This is a genomic window from Pseudomonas sp. GW821-FHT09E12, assembly GCF_059416085.1.
In genome coordinates this window covers 179,703-194,379 of sequence record NZ_JBWKOM010000002.1, presented here as the reverse complement: position 1 = coordinate 194,379, position 14,677 = coordinate 179,703, and the positions used below count along the sequence as shown (strand labels likewise).

Below are 14,677 nucleotides of genomic sequence, written 5' to 3'. Positions count from 1 at the left end.
GCCACTCGTGAGCTTCCGCTCTGGCCGACTCCAGCCTGTCAACACCGGCAGGGGTCGGCCAGAAGCAGACTCTCACTAGACACTGCCTACTAGCCGAAAGATATGAGGTAGTGAATACTCCTCGAACTTATCCTTGATGATATAATTACGCAGACTTAGATTTAATTGAGGTTTGAGATGGAAGATTTTCCGCTAATTTTTGGCGTGGTAATGGGTGTGGCCCCAGCATTCCTTATACTTACGCTGGTTAAAGGGCATGAGCCTTGGAGACTCACCTCGCTTTTAACAGGCATCATCTTGATTGTTGAGGCCACTTTAGTTTTAGGTATGATGACGGAATTTTCTTCGATATTTAGCTTTCTTAAAGACAGAGGGACAATGACAGAAGAAATGATTGAGCACGCCCAACGTAATAATTCACTGTGGACCGTAATGTTCCCAGCTATAGTTGGGGCAATCGGCGCGAACTATATAACCGCTTGGTTTCAGTCTAAGAAGCCATAGGCCAATCACTACATTAGCGACCAACTCTATGGATTGTGCATTCAATCGGCAGCATCAGACCGCAATCGACCCGCAGGCAATGATCCCGGCTTCACGCTAACGCAGCTCTGCTGCGACCTATCACATTAAGTTTTAGCGATTGAGAATTGTAACTAAGGATTATTTGTGGACAAGTCAAAATCTGGGACAAATGCCCTACTCTAAGATTTGAAATACCATAATTGAGGCGATGAGTTCGGCACCGTACTTCTGAATCACGGCACTATAAAATGTTGGTTCCACATGCTTCGCGAATGCCAGCCGCCCTTTGAGTGCATAGATATCTTCACCAGACAATTCGCCAAGTGAATACTTATGAATCAATGACCTGAAGTATCTTTTCCTCTCCCGACCTAGCGATACTTTGTTGTCATTTGTCAGCACAAGCCCAGTGATATGACGGTTATTTCCTTTTGATGAAAAAACAGTCTTGTCTGAATTTATTCTTAAAGTTGGGTAAGCGAGCTCGGCGCAGATCTTATTAACTATATCGAGAAGCCCAAACAACACGCCTTGAGTATTAGTAGTAAATGTAAGATCATCCGCATACCGAGTATATCTAACACCTATGCGAGCACATTCATCGAAAACCTTACAGTCAAATTCATACATCAAGGTGTTCGATATAAAAGGTGATGATGGTGCCCCAATACTAAGTCTGTGCAAAGGATCTTTCTTTCTAGCCCAGAAAAAGATCTTTTTTACTGCATATGCATCTTCTCGAGAAACACTTCCTCTATGTCTCTTTATGTGCGAAATAAGGTCGCTCGGGCTTATAGAAGGGAAAAAGTCTGAAAAATCCATTTTTAAAAGATATTTGCTATCTAGGTGCGCGGTAGCATTCTCCTTGATACTTACTCCATCTCTATATGCTGTGGCGCAATCATGGACAGGAAGCCCTTTCAAGTAGCTATCGAGAACCATGCGCTGCATCACTTTTAGCACCTCTGTAGGCTGCGCAATAATTCTTACCCCTCGACCGCTCCTTTTAGGGATTGTATATACCTTATATCGATAAGGCGCCGTATTCACAAAGGTTACTAATTCCGCTGTGCTAATCAGTAGCTTGCTTGCCAGCTCTTCTAAAATCAGCATCAATCCGCCCCCGCTGGTAAGATGACTGGCTCGGGAGCAGCTTTAGCATAGGCCGACTGAATAACATGCATTCTTTTTGTCTCGCCATCATTAGTTGCATAATACTGCTGGGCTGCAAGCTTCACCTTAGTCGGTTCAAATTTACCCGCAAACTCCACCATAACTACATCGAGAGTAACATAATAATACTCGACATGCCCTCGCTTTGAACTGTCAATCAAGTTGAACTTACCGAGAAGAAAAAGAAGCCTTTTGAGCTTATCTCTTGAAATATTAATATCGATAGCCTGAAGATAAGCTTCAATCTCCATGAACTTTAAAGCCCTGAAAACTTTCACAACCTCATAGATTACAAAGGCGATATGTCCCTCATTATCTATATTGAACGCCTCTGAACCATCTCGATTTGATATCGCACCTAAAATATCCTCTCTCATTTCTTTCAATGAGGTAGAAAGGCTTCCTGCCAGATCATCGTTATCCCATGGATATGAGCAGACGCTACTTTCCTTTACGCCTTGTAGATATCTTAACGGCCCAAGCCTTATGAAGGAGCTTTCCTCATAATGATCCTGTCTTACAAAAACTAGTATTTTATTTTTGAGCGCTTTGTTTTTCACGAACAGCCCCAGCTCAGCTAGCGCACCTGGACTTTCGAGAATTATAACTATCAGGGACGATATGTGAGCAATGTCACTCTCAAAGGCCAAGAGATCTTTATAAACAGCATCATGAATCCAGTCTTTAAAGTCTTCAGCAAGAGTAATACTGTCCGCGAGATGACATTGGGCTTTATGCAAATACTCAACAAGCGCCCCTCTAACAGAGATCGGCGCAGGCGATTTAATGTCGACCTGGCCGCCGCAGAGAAAAAGGATTGGATGAGTCAGGACGATACGGGAATTTTCGAGAGAAATATGCGCTAGCGACTCGAGCCTTTTATCGTCGAACTTCAAAGTCACTTTAGTCAACCCTAGTCCATGGCATTTGTTTGCGTCTCCAGGAGGTTCTCTTTACCAAGATATAGCGGCGAAGGCTCGCGTGGGCTTTGCGAGGAGTGCGAGGTACGAGTGCGACGAGTGAAGCCCACGCGAGCCTTCGTCGCAACTAATACCGTTCAATAAATTAGAGTCTGGCTATACACCGGACTAGAGCTCGAAAGCTCCTAAAACGCGTAAAGAGGACGCCATCTTATTAGGGCACGAGCTTTTGTCAAGCCTACTTTTCGGGTGATCCGTAGGCCTGTTCAATCAGCCTTGACGAGGTTCTAAGCACATTTTCCAGCGGGCGGCACGCTCTACAGCCCGTTCCGGACTCAAACGCAGAAACATGTCCATAACGTCTGCAGCGCCTTGGCACATATCCTCCGACTCACGTCCTCAGATTGCCTAACAGGTATGGTCGCAAACGGTCGCTCATGAACGTCTGCTATTGGCCGATTCTGTTGAAAAAGTCGGTCTGCCCAAACTGCCTGATCATTGACTGGTGAAAACGCCTTTTTTGCACGCTGCTACGTGAAATCCGAGTCCGGGAAGCCCTGCCAAAAGTAAAGATTTCAATCTCGGACGCGTACTTTTCTGATGCGCAAACCATGGCCGACTTTTTCAACAGAATCGGCCGGCAGCGAACGCTCCTCAACCAATCAGATATCTACATTACTCATCAGCATTCAAGAACCGAGAAATAGCTCAAGAGTGCCCCGTAAATCACAGCAGTGATGAGGGTAAGCAGCTATCAATAGCCGTTCAAGATTAAGAGAGTGCTTCAGAAGTTCGCCGGCGTATTCGCACTAATAATCTCCGCCTCATCCTGTCCAATATTCCGAAACTTATGCGGCAGCGTAGTCGGAAAATAATACCCATCCCCTGGGTTCAACACGCTCACCTGCCCGTCCACCGTCAGTTCCACGGTGCCACGGGTGACGAGGCCGCACTCCTCCCCTTCCGCATGCACGATCGGCTCGTCGCCGGAGCTGGCGCCCGGTGCGTATTGTTCGCGCAGGAAGCGCATCTGGCGGGTTGGCAGGGCGGCGCCGATCAGCAGCAGGCGGGCGCCGTCGCGGCCGAGGTCGGGTTGTTCGTTGGCGCGGAAGACGTATTGGTGTTCGCGCGGGGGCTGGTCGAAGGTGAAGAAGTCGGCCAGGGACATGGGGATGCCTTCGAGCAGCTTTTTCAGGGAGCTGACGGAGGGGCTGACGCGGTTCTGTTCGATCAGGGAGATGGTGGCGTTGGTCACGCCGCTGCGCCGGGCCAGCTCGCGCTGGGACAGTTTGTAGCTTTCGCGAACGAGTTTGAGTCGGGTGCCCGTGTCCATAACAGCCTTATGCGAGAGGAACTTAAGGGTATTCGGCGCTTGGGTCGCGATTGTCGCGATTTGGGTGCCTCTGGAGCCTGAAAGGCGGCTATTTAAACATGTTTGACGGCGCTGCTGTAAGGGCTGGCGATGAGGGGTTTACGGGGATTTTACGGTGGGTTTGCGGGCCTTGGGAGGTCCTGCGGACCTCGGCGCAGCCTCGCTGGGGCTCGGCAGCGGCTACAGGTCGGCGTTGAGCCGAGGTTGGCCCGGTGCTGAGGCCGTCTGGGGTCTGTAGCCGCTGTCGAGCGTTAGCGAGGCTGCGTACGACCTGGGCGGCATTCCGACGCAGCGGGCGCCAAACCTGGAGACGCGGAGTGTCTGGCGCTCCGCGTTATCGTTCATCGCGAGCAAGCTGCGCTCCTACAAGAGCAGGAACGCGGGGCGCCATGCCCATGTGCCCTGTCGCTTAGATACCGAAGCGGTCGCGCAGCGCGTAGTACGCCGCGCCCATGGCGGTCAGCGGGGCCTGGAAGGTGCGGCCGCCGATCATCGGCATGTGCGGCAGCGAGGCGAAGGCGTCGAAGCGTTCGGCGTCGCCGCGGATCATTTCGGCGATCAGTTTGCCGGCCAGGTGCGAGCAGGTGACGCCGTGGCCGCTGTAGCCCTGCATGTAGTAGGCGTTCTTTTCGATGCGGCCGAATTGCGGCATTCGCGACATGGTCAGCAGGAAGTTGCCGGTCCAGCGGTAATCGATCTTCACGTCCTTGAGCTGGGGGAAGGTCTTGAGGATCTTCGGCCGGATCAGTTGCTCGATGTCGTTCGGCTCGCGGGCGCCGTAGACCACGCCGCCGCCGTACAGCAGGCGGTTGTCGGCGGTGAGGCGGTAGTAGTCCAGCAGGTAGTTGCAGTCTTCGACGCAGTAGTTGTTGCGGATCAGGCTGCGGGCCATTTGTGCAGGCAGCGGTTCGGTGACCACGATCTGCGAACCGCACGGCATGCTCTTGCGGGTCACCCGTGGGTCGAGGTCCTGCTGCAGGTAGGCGTTGCCGGCGATCAACAGGTACTTGGCGCGCACCACGCCCTTGGCGGTGCGCACGATATTCGGTTCGCCGTAGGTGATTTCCAGCGCCGCCGACTGCTCGAAGATCTTGCCGCCCAGGCCGATGATGGCGCTGGCTTCGCCCAGGGCCAGGTTCAGCGGGTGAATGTGCCCGCCCTGCATGTCCAGCAGGCCGCCGACGTAGGCGTCGGAACCGACTTCCTGGGCGATCTGCGCCTGGTCCAGCAGCTTCAGGTTGTTATTGCCGTAGCGCTCCCAGCTGGCCTTCTGTTCGGCCAGGCCCTTGAGCTGCTTCTTGTTCATGGCGGCGAAGATCCCGCCCGGGCGGTAGTCGCACTGGATGTCGTAATGCTGGATGCGCTGGCGAATGATGTCGGCGCCTTCGAAGATCATGCTGCCCAGCACTTCGGCGCTTTTCTCGCCGTAGCGCGACTCGATCACGTCGACGTCGCGGCTGTAGGAGTTGACCAGTTGCCCGCCGTTGCGCCCGCTGGCACCGAAGCCGACCTTGGCCGCTTCGAGCACGGTGACGCTGTAGCCCGCCTCGGCGAGGAACAGCGCCGAGGACAGGCCGGTGTAGCCGGCGCCGATCACGCAGACGTCGCACTCGACCATTTCTTCCAATACAGGAAAGTCGGCGGTCTGGTTGCGGGTCGCGGCGTAGTAGCTGTTTACGTAGGTTTGCATCATGAAGTTCCCCAGCAGGTGCGGGTCGTAGCCCGCCCCGCCGTTGTTATAGGTAGTCGTCTTAACGACAACTGTCTGCGCGTCGATCAGGCTGCGTTAAAAACAGGCTCGGAATGCTCATGTAGGCCCCTACAGTCGAACGCGACCCCGGCCGTTCCTCGCCTGTTTTTGCCTTGCCTGATCGCCGCTCGACGAGTTTTCGTAAAGCGCCTAGAGCTTGATCCAGGTCGCTTTCAGCTCGGTGTACTTGTCGAAGGCATGCAGCGATTTGTCGCGACCATTGCCCGACTGTTTGAAGCCGCCGAACGGCGCGGTCATGTCGCCGCCGTCGTACTGGTTGACCCACACGCTGCCGGCGCGCAGGCCACGGGCGAAGCGGTGGGCGCGGCTGAGGTTGCTGGTCCAGACCCCGGCGGCGAGGCCGAAAATGCTGTCGTTGGCGATCGTCAGCGCCTCTTCCTCGGTGTCGAAGCTGATCACCGACAGCACCGGGCCGAAGATCTCTTCGCGGGCGATGGTCATGGCGTTGGTCACGCCGTCGAAGATGGTCGGCTCGACATACAGGCCGCCAGTGCTTTCCAACGTCTGCGCGCCGCCCGCCAGCAGCTGGCCGCCCTGCTCCTTGCCGATGCCGATGTAGCGCAGCACGTTGTCCAACTGACGCTGATCCACCAGCGCGCCGACGCGGGTCGCAGGGTCCAGGGCATGCCCGGGTTTCCAGGCCTTGAGGGCCTCCACGAGCAGCGGAATGAATTGCTCGCGAATCGAGCGCTCCACCAACAGGCGCGAACCGGCGGTGCAGACTTCGCCCTGGTTGAAAGCAATGGCGCTGGCCGCCGCTTCTGCCGCGGCGCGCAGGTCCGGCGCGTCGGCGAATACCACGTTGGGGCTCTTGCCGCCCGCCTCCAGCCACACGCGCTTCATGTTGCTCTGCCCGGAATACACCAGCAGTTGCTTGCCCACCGCGGTGGAGCCGGTGAACGCCAGCACGTCCACGTCCATATGCAGGGCCAGGGCCTTGCCCACGGTGTGGCCGTAGCCCGGCAGCACGTTGAACACGCCCTTGGGAATGCCGGCATCCAGCGCCAGCTGGGCGATGCGGATCGCGGTCAGCGGCGACTTTTCCGAAGGCTTGAGGATGAACGAGTTGCCCGCCGCCAGGGCCGGGGCGAATTTCCAGCTGGCCATGATCAGCGGGAAGTTCCACGGCACGATGGCCGCCACCACGCCGGAGGCTTCGCGAGTCACCAGGCCCAGTTGATCGTGGGGCGTGGCCGCGACTTCGTCGTAGATCTTGTCGATAGCCTCGGCGCTCCAGCGGATCGCGTTGGCGGTGGCCGGCACGTCGATGCTCAGGGCATCGCCGATGGGCTTGCCCATGTCCAGGGTTTCCAGGAGCGCCAGTTCTTCCTGGTGCTCGAGAATCAAATCGGCGAAGCGAATCAGCACGCGCTTGCGCTCGGCCGGGGCCTTGCGCGACCACACGCCGGACTCGAACGCCTGGCGTGCCACCTGCACCGCCCGGTTGGCGTCGGCCTCGTCGGTGCTGGCAACGTTGGCCAAAAAGCGCCCGTCCACCGGGCTGATGCACTCGAAGGTGGCCGCGCTGGCGGCGTGGCAATACTGGCCGTCGATAAAGGCGCGCCCTTCGAGGGTCAAGGACTGGAAGCGCTGCTCCCAGTCGCTGCGGGATTTAGTCATGGCAAATACTCAACGCAGGATAAGGAACGGCCATCAGACCGTGTGCAGGTACCAGTTGTATTCGAGGTCGGAGATCGAGTTTTCGAACTCGGCCAGCTCGCTTTCCTTACAGGCGACGAACACGTCGATGTACATCGGGTCGATGTACTTGGCCATCACCTCGCTGTCGTCGAGCACGCGCAGGGCGTCGCGCAGGTTGCTCGGCAGGCTCTGCTCGTTCTGCTCGTAGGAGTTGCCTTCCACCGGCGCGCCGGGCTCGATCTTGTTGGTCAGGCCGTGGTGAATACCGGCCAGTACCGAAGCCATCAGCAGATAGGGGTTGGCGTCGGCGCCGGCGACACGGTGTTCGATGCGTACGGCATCGGAAGAACCGGTCGGCACGCGCACGGCCACGGTACGGTTGTCGATGCCCCAGCTCGGCGAGTTCGGCACGTAGAACTGCGCGCCGAAACGGCGGTAGGAGTTGACGTTCGGGCAGAGGAACGCCATCTGCGCCGGCAGGGTTTCCAGCACGCCGCCGATGGCGTGGCGCAGGGCGTCGTTGGTTTCCGGGTCGTCGCTGGCGAAGATGTTGTTGCCTTGCTTGTCGAGAATCGAGATGTGTACGTGCAGGCCGTTGCCGGCCTGGCCCGGGTACGGCTTGGCCATGAAGGTGGTGTCCATCTCATGGTCGTAGGCGATGTTTTTCACCAGGCGCTTGAGCAGCACCGCGTAGTCGCAGGCTTTGATCGGATCGGAGACGTGGTGCAGGTTGACTTCGAACTGCGCCGGGGCGCTTTCCTTGACGATGGCGTCGGCGGGGATGCCCTGCTCTTTCGCGCCTTCGAGGATGTCTTGCAGGCAGTCGACATATTCGTCGAGGTCGTCGATCAGGTAGACCTGGGTCGACTGCGGACGCTTGCCGGAAATCGGCGAACGTGGCGACTGCGGGCGACCGTTCACGTTGTCCTGGTCGATCAGGTAGAACTCCAGCTCGAAGGCGGCGCAGATGGTCAGGCCCAGCTCGTCGAACTTGGCAACGACTTGGCGCAGCACTTCGCGCGGGTCGGCGAAGAACGGCTGGCCTTCGATCTCGTGCATGGTCATCAGCAGTTGCGCGGTCGGGCGCTTCTGCCAGGGCTCGACGCTGAGGGTGCCGGGGATCGGGTAGCAGATGCGGTCGGCGTCGCCGATGTCCAGGCCCAGGCCGGTGCTTTCCACGGTGGAGCCGTTGATGTCCAGGGCGAACAGCGAGGCCGGCAGGTTGATGCCCTTCTCGTACACCTTGTGCAGGGCGGTACGTTCGATGCGCTTGCCGCGCACCACGCCGTTCATGTCTGCAATCAGCAGGTCGACGTAGAGGATCTCGGGATGGTTCTTCAGGAAGGCGTTGGCTTCGTTGAGCTGAACGGCACGCAGTGGGACCGACATGATGCACCTATGTGTTAATTATTATGTTCAAAGCGGTTTCGTGGCAGCAGTCAATCCGAAAGGAAAAGTGAAGTCAATAGCGAACACAGGGCCCACAGCGTTAAATATTTTGCCCTATATGGCCGCACAAGCAGGCAATAGGCGCACAGATACCGAATATCCGACGAGCTGCGTTTAGAATTTTTTACACGGAAGTTGTTAATTAAAATCAACGAGGATAAGCTCTGGAAAAACTCGTTCCAGCGTGAATTTCGAGGTGATAAAAATGGCATTCAAGCCATTGATCGGCGTTACTGCGTGCGTCAAAGAGATCGGGCTGCACCCCTACCACGTCAGCGGCGACAAGTACTTGCGTGCTGTCAGCAGCGCGGCCGAGGGCCTGCCCCTGATCATTCCTTCCCTGGCGGACCTCATCGATACCGAGGCTCTGTTGCAGAACCTGGACGGCCTGCTGTTCACCGGCTCGCCGTCGAATGTGGAGCCCTTCCACTATCAGGGCCCGGACAGCGAACCGGGCACCGCCCACGATCCCCAGCGCGATGCCACCACCCTGCCCCTGCTGCGCGCGGCGATTGCCGCCGGCGTGCCGGTGCTGGGCATCTGCCGCGGCTTCCAGGAAATGAACGTGGCCTTCGGCGGCAGCCTGCACCAGAAGGTGCATGAGTTGCCGGGCTACCTCGATCACCGCGAAGCCGACCACCCGGACCTGGCCGTGCAATACGCCCCCGCCCATGCCGTCAGGGTGCAAGCGGGCGGCGTGTTCCAGGCCCTGGACCTGCCCCAGGAATTCCAGGTCAACTCGATCCACAGCCAGGGCATCGACCGCCTGGCCCCCGGCCTGCGCGCCGAGGCGCTGGCACCGGACGGGCTGATCGAAGCCGTGTCGGTGCAACACAGCACGGCCTTTGCCCTGGGCGTGCAGTGGCATCCGGAATGGCAGGTGCTATCGAACCCGGTCTACCTGCGGATCTTCCAGGCCTTCGGCGATGCCTGCCGGCAACGGGCGGCGCAGCGCAACGGCCACTGATCAAAAGCGTCACCCACGAAATTGACTGCCACGCCCCCGGCCGGCGGCGGTGCGCCTTTGTGCGCCCGCCCCGGGCCGTGGGGCGGTTCAAGCCACACCCAGCACTACGAGAACTTGCTTTTAACAACAAGAACCAGCGTCAGGCCGCCAGGACGGCAGCGCCGAATAAACCCGCCACCGCGGGTTTGTCATCCATCTATTAAGCCGGGCCGCTTTGGCCCGACGACTGACATCTGTTGGGAGTTCCACATGGCAAACGCCTCCAGCACGTACAGAAAGGCTCTGGAAGGTCACCCGCAACCGCAGAAGGTGCTAGTGAGAGTCGACCGCGTGACCAAGAAGTTCGATGAAACCGTGGCCGTGGACGATGTGTCCCTGGACATTCACCAGGGCGAGATCTTCGCCCTGCTCGGTGGCTCGGGTTCCGGCAAGTCCACCCTGCTGCGCATGCTGGCGGGCTTCGAGCGGCCGACGGAGGGGCGTATCTACCTGGACGGCGTGGACATCACCGACATGTCGCCCTACGAGCGGCCGATCAACATGATGTTCCAGTCCTACGCGCTGTTCCCGCACATGACCGTGGCGCAGAACATCGCCTTCGGCCTCAAGCAGGACCGCCTGCCGGCCAGCGAGATCGACGCGCGGGTGGAAGAGATGCTGCGCCTGGTGCACATGACCCAGTACGCCAGGCGCAAGCCGCACCAGTTGTCCGGCGGCCAGCGCCAGCGCGTGGCCCTGGCCCGCTCCCTGGCCAAGCGGCCGAAGCTGCTGCTGCTCGACGAACCCATGGGCGCCCTGGATAAAAAGCTGCGCTCGCAGATGCAGCTGGAACTGGTGGAGATCATCGAGCGCGTCGGCGTGACCTGCGTGATGGTGACCCACGACCAGGAAGAGGCCATGACCATGGCCCAGCGCATCGCCATCATGCACCTGGGCTGGATCGCCCAGATCGGCAGCCCGATCGACATCTACGAAGCCCCGGTCAGCCGCATGGTCTGCGAATTCATCGGCAACGTGAACGCCTTCGACGGCACCGTCATCGAAGACCTGGAAGGCCACGCGGTGATCCACTGCCCGGAGCTGGAACAGCAGATCTACGTCGGCCACGGCGTCAGCACCTCGGTGCAGGACAAGTCGGTGACCTACGCCATCCGCCCGGAAAAGATGCTGGTCAGCACCAACCAACCCGAGCACCGCTACAACTGGTCCCGGGGCAAGGTGCATGACATCGCCTACCTCGGCGGGCATTCGGTGTTCTACGTCGAGCTGCCCGGCGGCAAGATCGTCCAGTCATTCATGGCCAACGCCGAACGCCGCGGCGCGCGGCCGACCTGGGACGACCAGGTGTACGTCTGGTGGGAAGACGACAGCGGCGTGGTACTGCGCGCATGAATACCTCCAGCATGACTCTCAATCAGCGTTTGTCCCGTGTGCTGCCCAGCGGTCGCAAGCTGGTGATCGGCATTCCATTCCTCTGGCTGTTCCTGTTCTTCATGCTGCCGTTTTTCCTGGTGATGAAGATCAGCTTCTCGGAAGCGGCCCTGGCCATTCCGCCCTACTCGGAGATCTACAGCTTCGCCGAACAGAAATTCCAGCTGCTGCTCAACGTCGGCAACTACGCGCTGCTGGTGGGTGACGAGCTGTACATCTCAGCCTACCTCGGCTCGCTGAAAGTCGCCCTGCTCAGCACCCTGATGTGTCTGGTGATCGGCTTCCCCATGGCCTACGCGATCACCAAGGCCAGCAAGGAAACCCAGAACGTCTTGCTGCTGCTGATCATGATGCCGACCTGGACCGCGATCCTGATCCGCGTCTATGCCTGGATGGGCATCCTCAGCAACAACGGTTTGCTCAACGGTTTCCTGATGTGGAGCGGCCTGACCTCGGAGCCGATCGAGATCCTCAACACCAACACCGCGGTCTATATCGGGGTGGTGTACGCGTATTTGCCGTTCATGGTGCTGCCGCTGTACGCCAACCTGGTCAAGCACGACCAGAGCCTGCTGGAAGCGGCGTCGGACCTGGGTTCGAGCAACTTCAACAACTTCTGGAAAATCACCGTGCCCCTGGCCAAGAACGGCATCATTGCCGGTTGCATGCTGGTGTTCATTCCAGTGGTCGGCGAGTTCGTGATTCCCGAGCTGCTGGGCGGCCCGGAGACCCTGATGATCGGCCGCGTGCTGTGGCAGGAGTTCTTCAACAACCGTGACTGGCCGGTGGCCTCCGCCCTGGCGGTGGTGATGCTGGCGATCCTGATTATTCCGATCCTGCTGTTCAACCGCAGCCAGGCCAAAGAGATGGAGGGACGGGCATGAAACGTTGCGGATTTTCCAGCCTGATGCTGGTGCTCGGCCTGGTGTTCATTTACCTGCCGATGCTGATCCTGGTGATCTACTCGTTCAACGCCTCCAAGCTGGTGACGGTCTGGGGCGGCTGGTCGGTGAAGTGGTACGTCGGCCTGCTGGATAACCAGCAGTTGATGGGCTCGGTGGTGCGCTCCCTGGAAATCGCCTGCTACACCGCGATCGCCGCGGTGGCCTTGGGCACCCTGGCGGCCTTTGTGCTGACCCGGGTCACCCGCTTCAAGGGCCGCACCCTGTTCGGTGGCCTGGTCACCGCGCCGCTGGTGATGCCGGAGGTGATCACCGGCCTGTCGCTGTTGCTGCTGTTCGTGGCCATGGCGCAGATGATCGGCTGGCCGCAGGAACGCGGCATCGTCACCATCTGGATCGCCCACACCACGTTCTGCGCCGCCTATGTGGCCGTGGTAGTCTCCGCGCGCTTGCGTGAGCTGGACCTGTCCATCGAAGAGGCGGCCATGGACCTGGGGGCGCGGCCGTGGAAGGTGTTCTTCCTGATCACCATCCCGATGATCGCCCCGTCGCTGGCGGCCGGCGGCATGATGTCCTTCGCCCTGTCCCTGGACGATCTGGTGCTGGCGAGCTTCGTCTCCGGCCCGGGTTCCACCACCTTGCCGATGGAAGTGTTCTCGGCGGTGCGCCTCGGGGTGAAACCGGAAATCAACGCGGTGGCCAGCCTGATCTTGCTGGCGGTGTCGCTGGTGACCTTCCTGGTCTGGTACTTCGGCCGACGCGCCGAAGCGGCCCGCAAGCGGGCGATCCAGGAAGCCATGGACTACACCGCCAACGAATCCTGGCAGCCAGCGGCCGCCAGCAAACCTGCTGCACCAGCGCCTGCGACGGCCTAGGCCATCGCGTTCACGACACACGCCGGCGCCTGGATCGCCAGCAAGCTCGCTCCTACAGACATGCACCGTCCCTGTAGGAGCCAGCTCGCTGGCGATGGCGCCCACCCTGACACACCGCATTGCGAATGCAGCAATTCTGCACAATAAGAAATGGAGTTGTAGTGATGAAAATGCTTGGCAGGACACTGTTCGCCAAAACCATGCTGACCCTGTCCTTGATGGGCACGATGGTGACCGGCGCTCAAGCCAGCGACAAGGAGCTGCGTGTCTACAACTGGTCGGACTATATCGCCCCGGACACCCTGAAGAAGTTCGAGGCCGAGACCGGTATCCATGTCATCTACGATGTCTTCGACAGCAACGAAACCCTGGAAGCGCGCCTGCTCACCGGCAAGTCCGGCTATGACATCGTGGTCCCGTCCAACAGCTTTATGGCCAAGCAGATCAAGGCCGGGGTCTACCAGGCACTGGACAAGTCGCGGCTGCCGAACTGGAAGAACCTCAACCCGGTGCTGCTGCAGAACGTCGCCGCCAGCGACCCGGACAACGCCCACGCCTTCCCGTACATGTGGGGCTCGATCGGCATCGGCTACAACCCGGACAAGGTCAAGGCGGTGCTCGGTAGCGACGCGCCGACCAACTCCTGGGACCTGCTGTTCAAGCCGGAGAACGCCGAGAAGCTCAAGGCTTGCGGCATCAGCTTCCTCGACTCGCCGACGGAAATGCTCCCCGCCGCCCTGCACTACCTGGGCTACCCGGTGACCAGCAAGGACAAGGCGCAGATCCTCGAGGCCGAGGCGCTGTTCATGAAGATCCGTCCTTCGGTGACCTACTTCCATTCCTCCAAGTACATCTCCGACCTGGCCAACGGCAATATCTGCGTGGCCGTGGGTTACTCCGGCGACGTGCTGCAGGCCCGCTCGCGCGCCGAAGAGGCCGGCAACAAGGAAAAGGTCGCCTTCAGCATTCCCAAGGAAGGCGCCGGCAGCTTCTACGACATGATGGCCATGCCCAAGGACGCGGCCAACGTCGACAACGCCTACCTGTTCATGAACTTCCTGATGCGCCCGGACATCATCGCCGAGGTCACCAACAGCCTCGGCTACAGCAACGCCAACGCCGCCGCCACGCCGCTGGTGGACGAAGCCATCCGCAACGACCCGGCCTCGTACCCGCCGCAGGCCGTGCTCGCCACCCTGTACGCGGTGCCCGATCAGCCGATCGCCATCCAGCGCGTGATGAACCGCGGCTGGACGCGGATCAAGCTCGGCAAATGACACCCTCCGCGCCCGCCATCGCGGCGGGCGCCGCTGCCCTCTTCCGTTCAGTCGCGCCTTACCACCGCGACACCCCTGCGAACGGGCTCGCCTGGCTCCCTCGGTTCAGGTGACTCCTTGGCGCCCTCCTCGGGCGCCTTTTTTGCTTTTAGCCCCCACACAAAACCCTGTAGCCGCTGCCGCAGGCTGCGATCGGCCCGAAGGGACGCAACGATCTCAAGACCCATGAAGGCCCTGCGGGCCTTATCGCAGCCTCGCAAGCTCGGCAGCGCCTACAGGATCGGAGCCTGGCTTCGTGTAGCCGCTGCCGCAGGCTGCGATCGGCCCGAAGGGACGCAACGATCTCAAGACCCATGAAGGCCCTGCGGGCCTTT

General features: G+C 59.2%; 12 protein-coding genes. 6 read left to right on the top strand and 6 right to left on the bottom strand.

Annotated elements, in window-relative coordinates:
• Positions 1 to 177 precede the first annotated feature (177 nt).
• On the top strand, positions 178 to 504 hold the full coding sequence (locus AC07PQ_RS05965) for a hypothetical protein (RefSeq protein WP_493185139.1): 327 nt from the start codon (positions 178 to 180) through the stop codon (positions 502 to 504).
• A 195-nt stretch (positions 505 to 699) separates the two neighbouring features.
• Here the strand turns inward: AC07PQ_RS05965 and AC07PQ_RS05960 are convergent, their stop codons facing one another.
• The 6 genes from AC07PQ_RS05960 to AC07PQ_RS05935 all read right to left on the bottom strand — a co-directional run bounded on the left by AC07PQ_RS05960 (position 700) and on the right by AC07PQ_RS05935 (position 8,791).
• Positions 700 to 1,638 carry a retron St85 family RNA-directed DNA polymerase gene (locus tag AC07PQ_RS05960; RefSeq protein WP_101337468.1) on the bottom strand — a complete coding sequence of 313 codons (939 nt, stop codon included), beginning with the start codon at positions 1,636 to 1,638 and terminating at the stop codon, positions 700 to 702.
• Positions 1,638 to 2,600, bottom strand: coding sequence for a retron St85 family effector protein (locus AC07PQ_RS05955; RefSeq protein WP_256593483.1), 963 nt, complete (start codon positions 2,598 to 2,600; stop codon positions 1,638 to 1,640). Before AC07PQ_RS05955 ends, AC07PQ_RS05960 begins: the two co-directional genes overlap by 1 nt.
• 802 nt (positions 2,601 to 3,402) lie before the next feature.
• A complete protein-coding gene (locus tag AC07PQ_RS05950; protein WP_007922919.1) occupies positions 3,403 to 3,951 on the bottom strand; it encodes a cupin domain-containing protein in 549 nt (182 codons plus the stop codon).
• Positions 3,952 to 4,399: 448 nt separating this feature from the next.
• Positions 4,400 to 5,683: an NAD(P)/FAD-dependent oxidoreductase gene (locus AC07PQ_RS05945; RefSeq protein WP_493185140.1), complete on the bottom strand. Its 1,284-nt coding sequence runs from the start codon at positions 5,681 to 5,683 to the stop codon at positions 4,400 to 4,402.
• 207 nt (positions 5,684 to 5,890) lie between these two features.
• On the bottom strand, positions 5,891 to 7,381 hold the full coding sequence (locus AC07PQ_RS05940; RefSeq protein ID WP_493185141.1) for an aldehyde dehydrogenase: 1,491 nt from the start codon (positions 7,379 to 7,381) through the stop codon (positions 5,891 to 5,893).
• Between the two features lie 33 nt (positions 7,382 to 7,414).
• Positions 7,415 to 8,791 carry a glutamine synthetase family protein gene (locus AC07PQ_RS05935; RefSeq protein WP_123412141.1) on the bottom strand — a complete coding sequence of 459 codons (1,377 nt, stop codon included), beginning with the start codon at positions 8,789 to 8,791 and terminating at the stop codon, positions 7,415 to 7,417.
• Between the two features lie 265 nt (positions 8,792 to 9,056).
• Here AC07PQ_RS05935 and AC07PQ_RS05930 point away from each other — a divergent pair, with 265 nt between their 5' ends.
• The 5 genes from AC07PQ_RS05930 (at position 9,057) to AC07PQ_RS05910 (ending at position 14,303) form a co-directional block, all read left to right on the top strand.
• Entirely contained in the window at positions 9,057 to 9,818 is a 762-nt protein-coding gene (locus AC07PQ_RS05930) for a gamma-glutamyl-gamma-aminobutyrate hydrolase family protein (RefSeq protein WP_493185142.1), read from the top strand.
• A gap of 249 nt (positions 9,819 to 10,067) precedes the next feature.
• Positions 10,068 to 11,210, top strand: coding sequence for an ABC transporter ATP-binding protein (locus tag AC07PQ_RS05925; protein ID WP_493185143.1), 1,143 nt, complete (start codon positions 10,068 to 10,070; stop codon positions 11,208 to 11,210).
• 41 nt (positions 11,211 to 11,251) lie between these two features.
• Entirely contained in the window at positions 11,252 to 12,133 is an 882-nt protein-coding gene (locus tag AC07PQ_RS05920; protein WP_162235127.1) for an ABC transporter permease subunit, read from the top strand.
• Entirely contained in the window at positions 12,130 to 13,026 is an 897-nt protein-coding gene (locus tag AC07PQ_RS05915; protein ID WP_101337461.1) for an ABC transporter permease subunit, read from the top strand. Before AC07PQ_RS05920 ends, AC07PQ_RS05915 begins: the two co-directional genes overlap by 4 nt.
• A 164-nt stretch (positions 13,027 to 13,190) precedes the next feature.
• On the top strand, positions 13,191 to 14,303 hold the full coding sequence (locus tag AC07PQ_RS05910) for a polyamine ABC transporter substrate-binding protein (protein WP_101337460.1): 1,113 nt from the start codon (positions 13,191 to 13,193) through the stop codon (positions 14,301 to 14,303).
• The last annotated feature ends 374 nt before the right edge of the window (positions 14,304 to 14,677 follow it).

Coding starts and splice junctions, on each gene's coding strand:
- AC07PQ_RS05910 (WP_101337460.1), top strand. CDS start 13,191: ATGAAAATGCTTGGCAGGACACTGTTCGCCAAAACCATGCTGACCCTG.
- AC07PQ_RS05965 (WP_493185139.1), top strand. CDS start 178: ATGGAAGATTTTCCGCTAATTTTTGGCGTGGTAATGGGTGTGGCCCCA.
- AC07PQ_RS05945 (WP_493185140.1), bottom strand. CDS start 5,683: ATGATGCAAACCTACGTAAACAGCTACTACGCCGCGACCCGCAACCAG.
- AC07PQ_RS05950 (WP_007922919.1), bottom strand. CDS start 3,951: ATGGACACGGGCACCCGACTCAAACTCGTTCGCGAAAGCTACAAACTG.
- AC07PQ_RS05935 (WP_123412141.1), bottom strand. CDS start 8,791: ATGTCGGTCCCACTGCGTGCCGTTCAGCTCAACGAAGCCAACGCCTTC.
- AC07PQ_RS05925 (WP_493185143.1), top strand. CDS start 10,068: ATGGCAAACGCCTCCAGCACGTACAGAAAGGCTCTGGAAGGTCACCCG.
- AC07PQ_RS05940 (WP_493185141.1), bottom strand. CDS start 7,381: ATGACTAAATCCCGCAGCGACTGGGAGCAGCGCTTCCAGTCCTTGACC.
- AC07PQ_RS05960 (WP_101337468.1), bottom strand. CDS start 1,638: ATGCTGATTTTAGAAGAGCTGGCAAGCAAGCTACTGATTAGCACAGCG.
- AC07PQ_RS05930 (WP_493185142.1), top strand. CDS start 9,057: ATGGCATTCAAGCCATTGATCGGCGTTACTGCGTGCGTCAAAGAGATC.
- AC07PQ_RS05915 (WP_101337461.1), top strand. CDS start 12,130: ATGAAACGTTGCGGATTTTCCAGCCTGATGCTGGTGCTCGGCCTGGTG.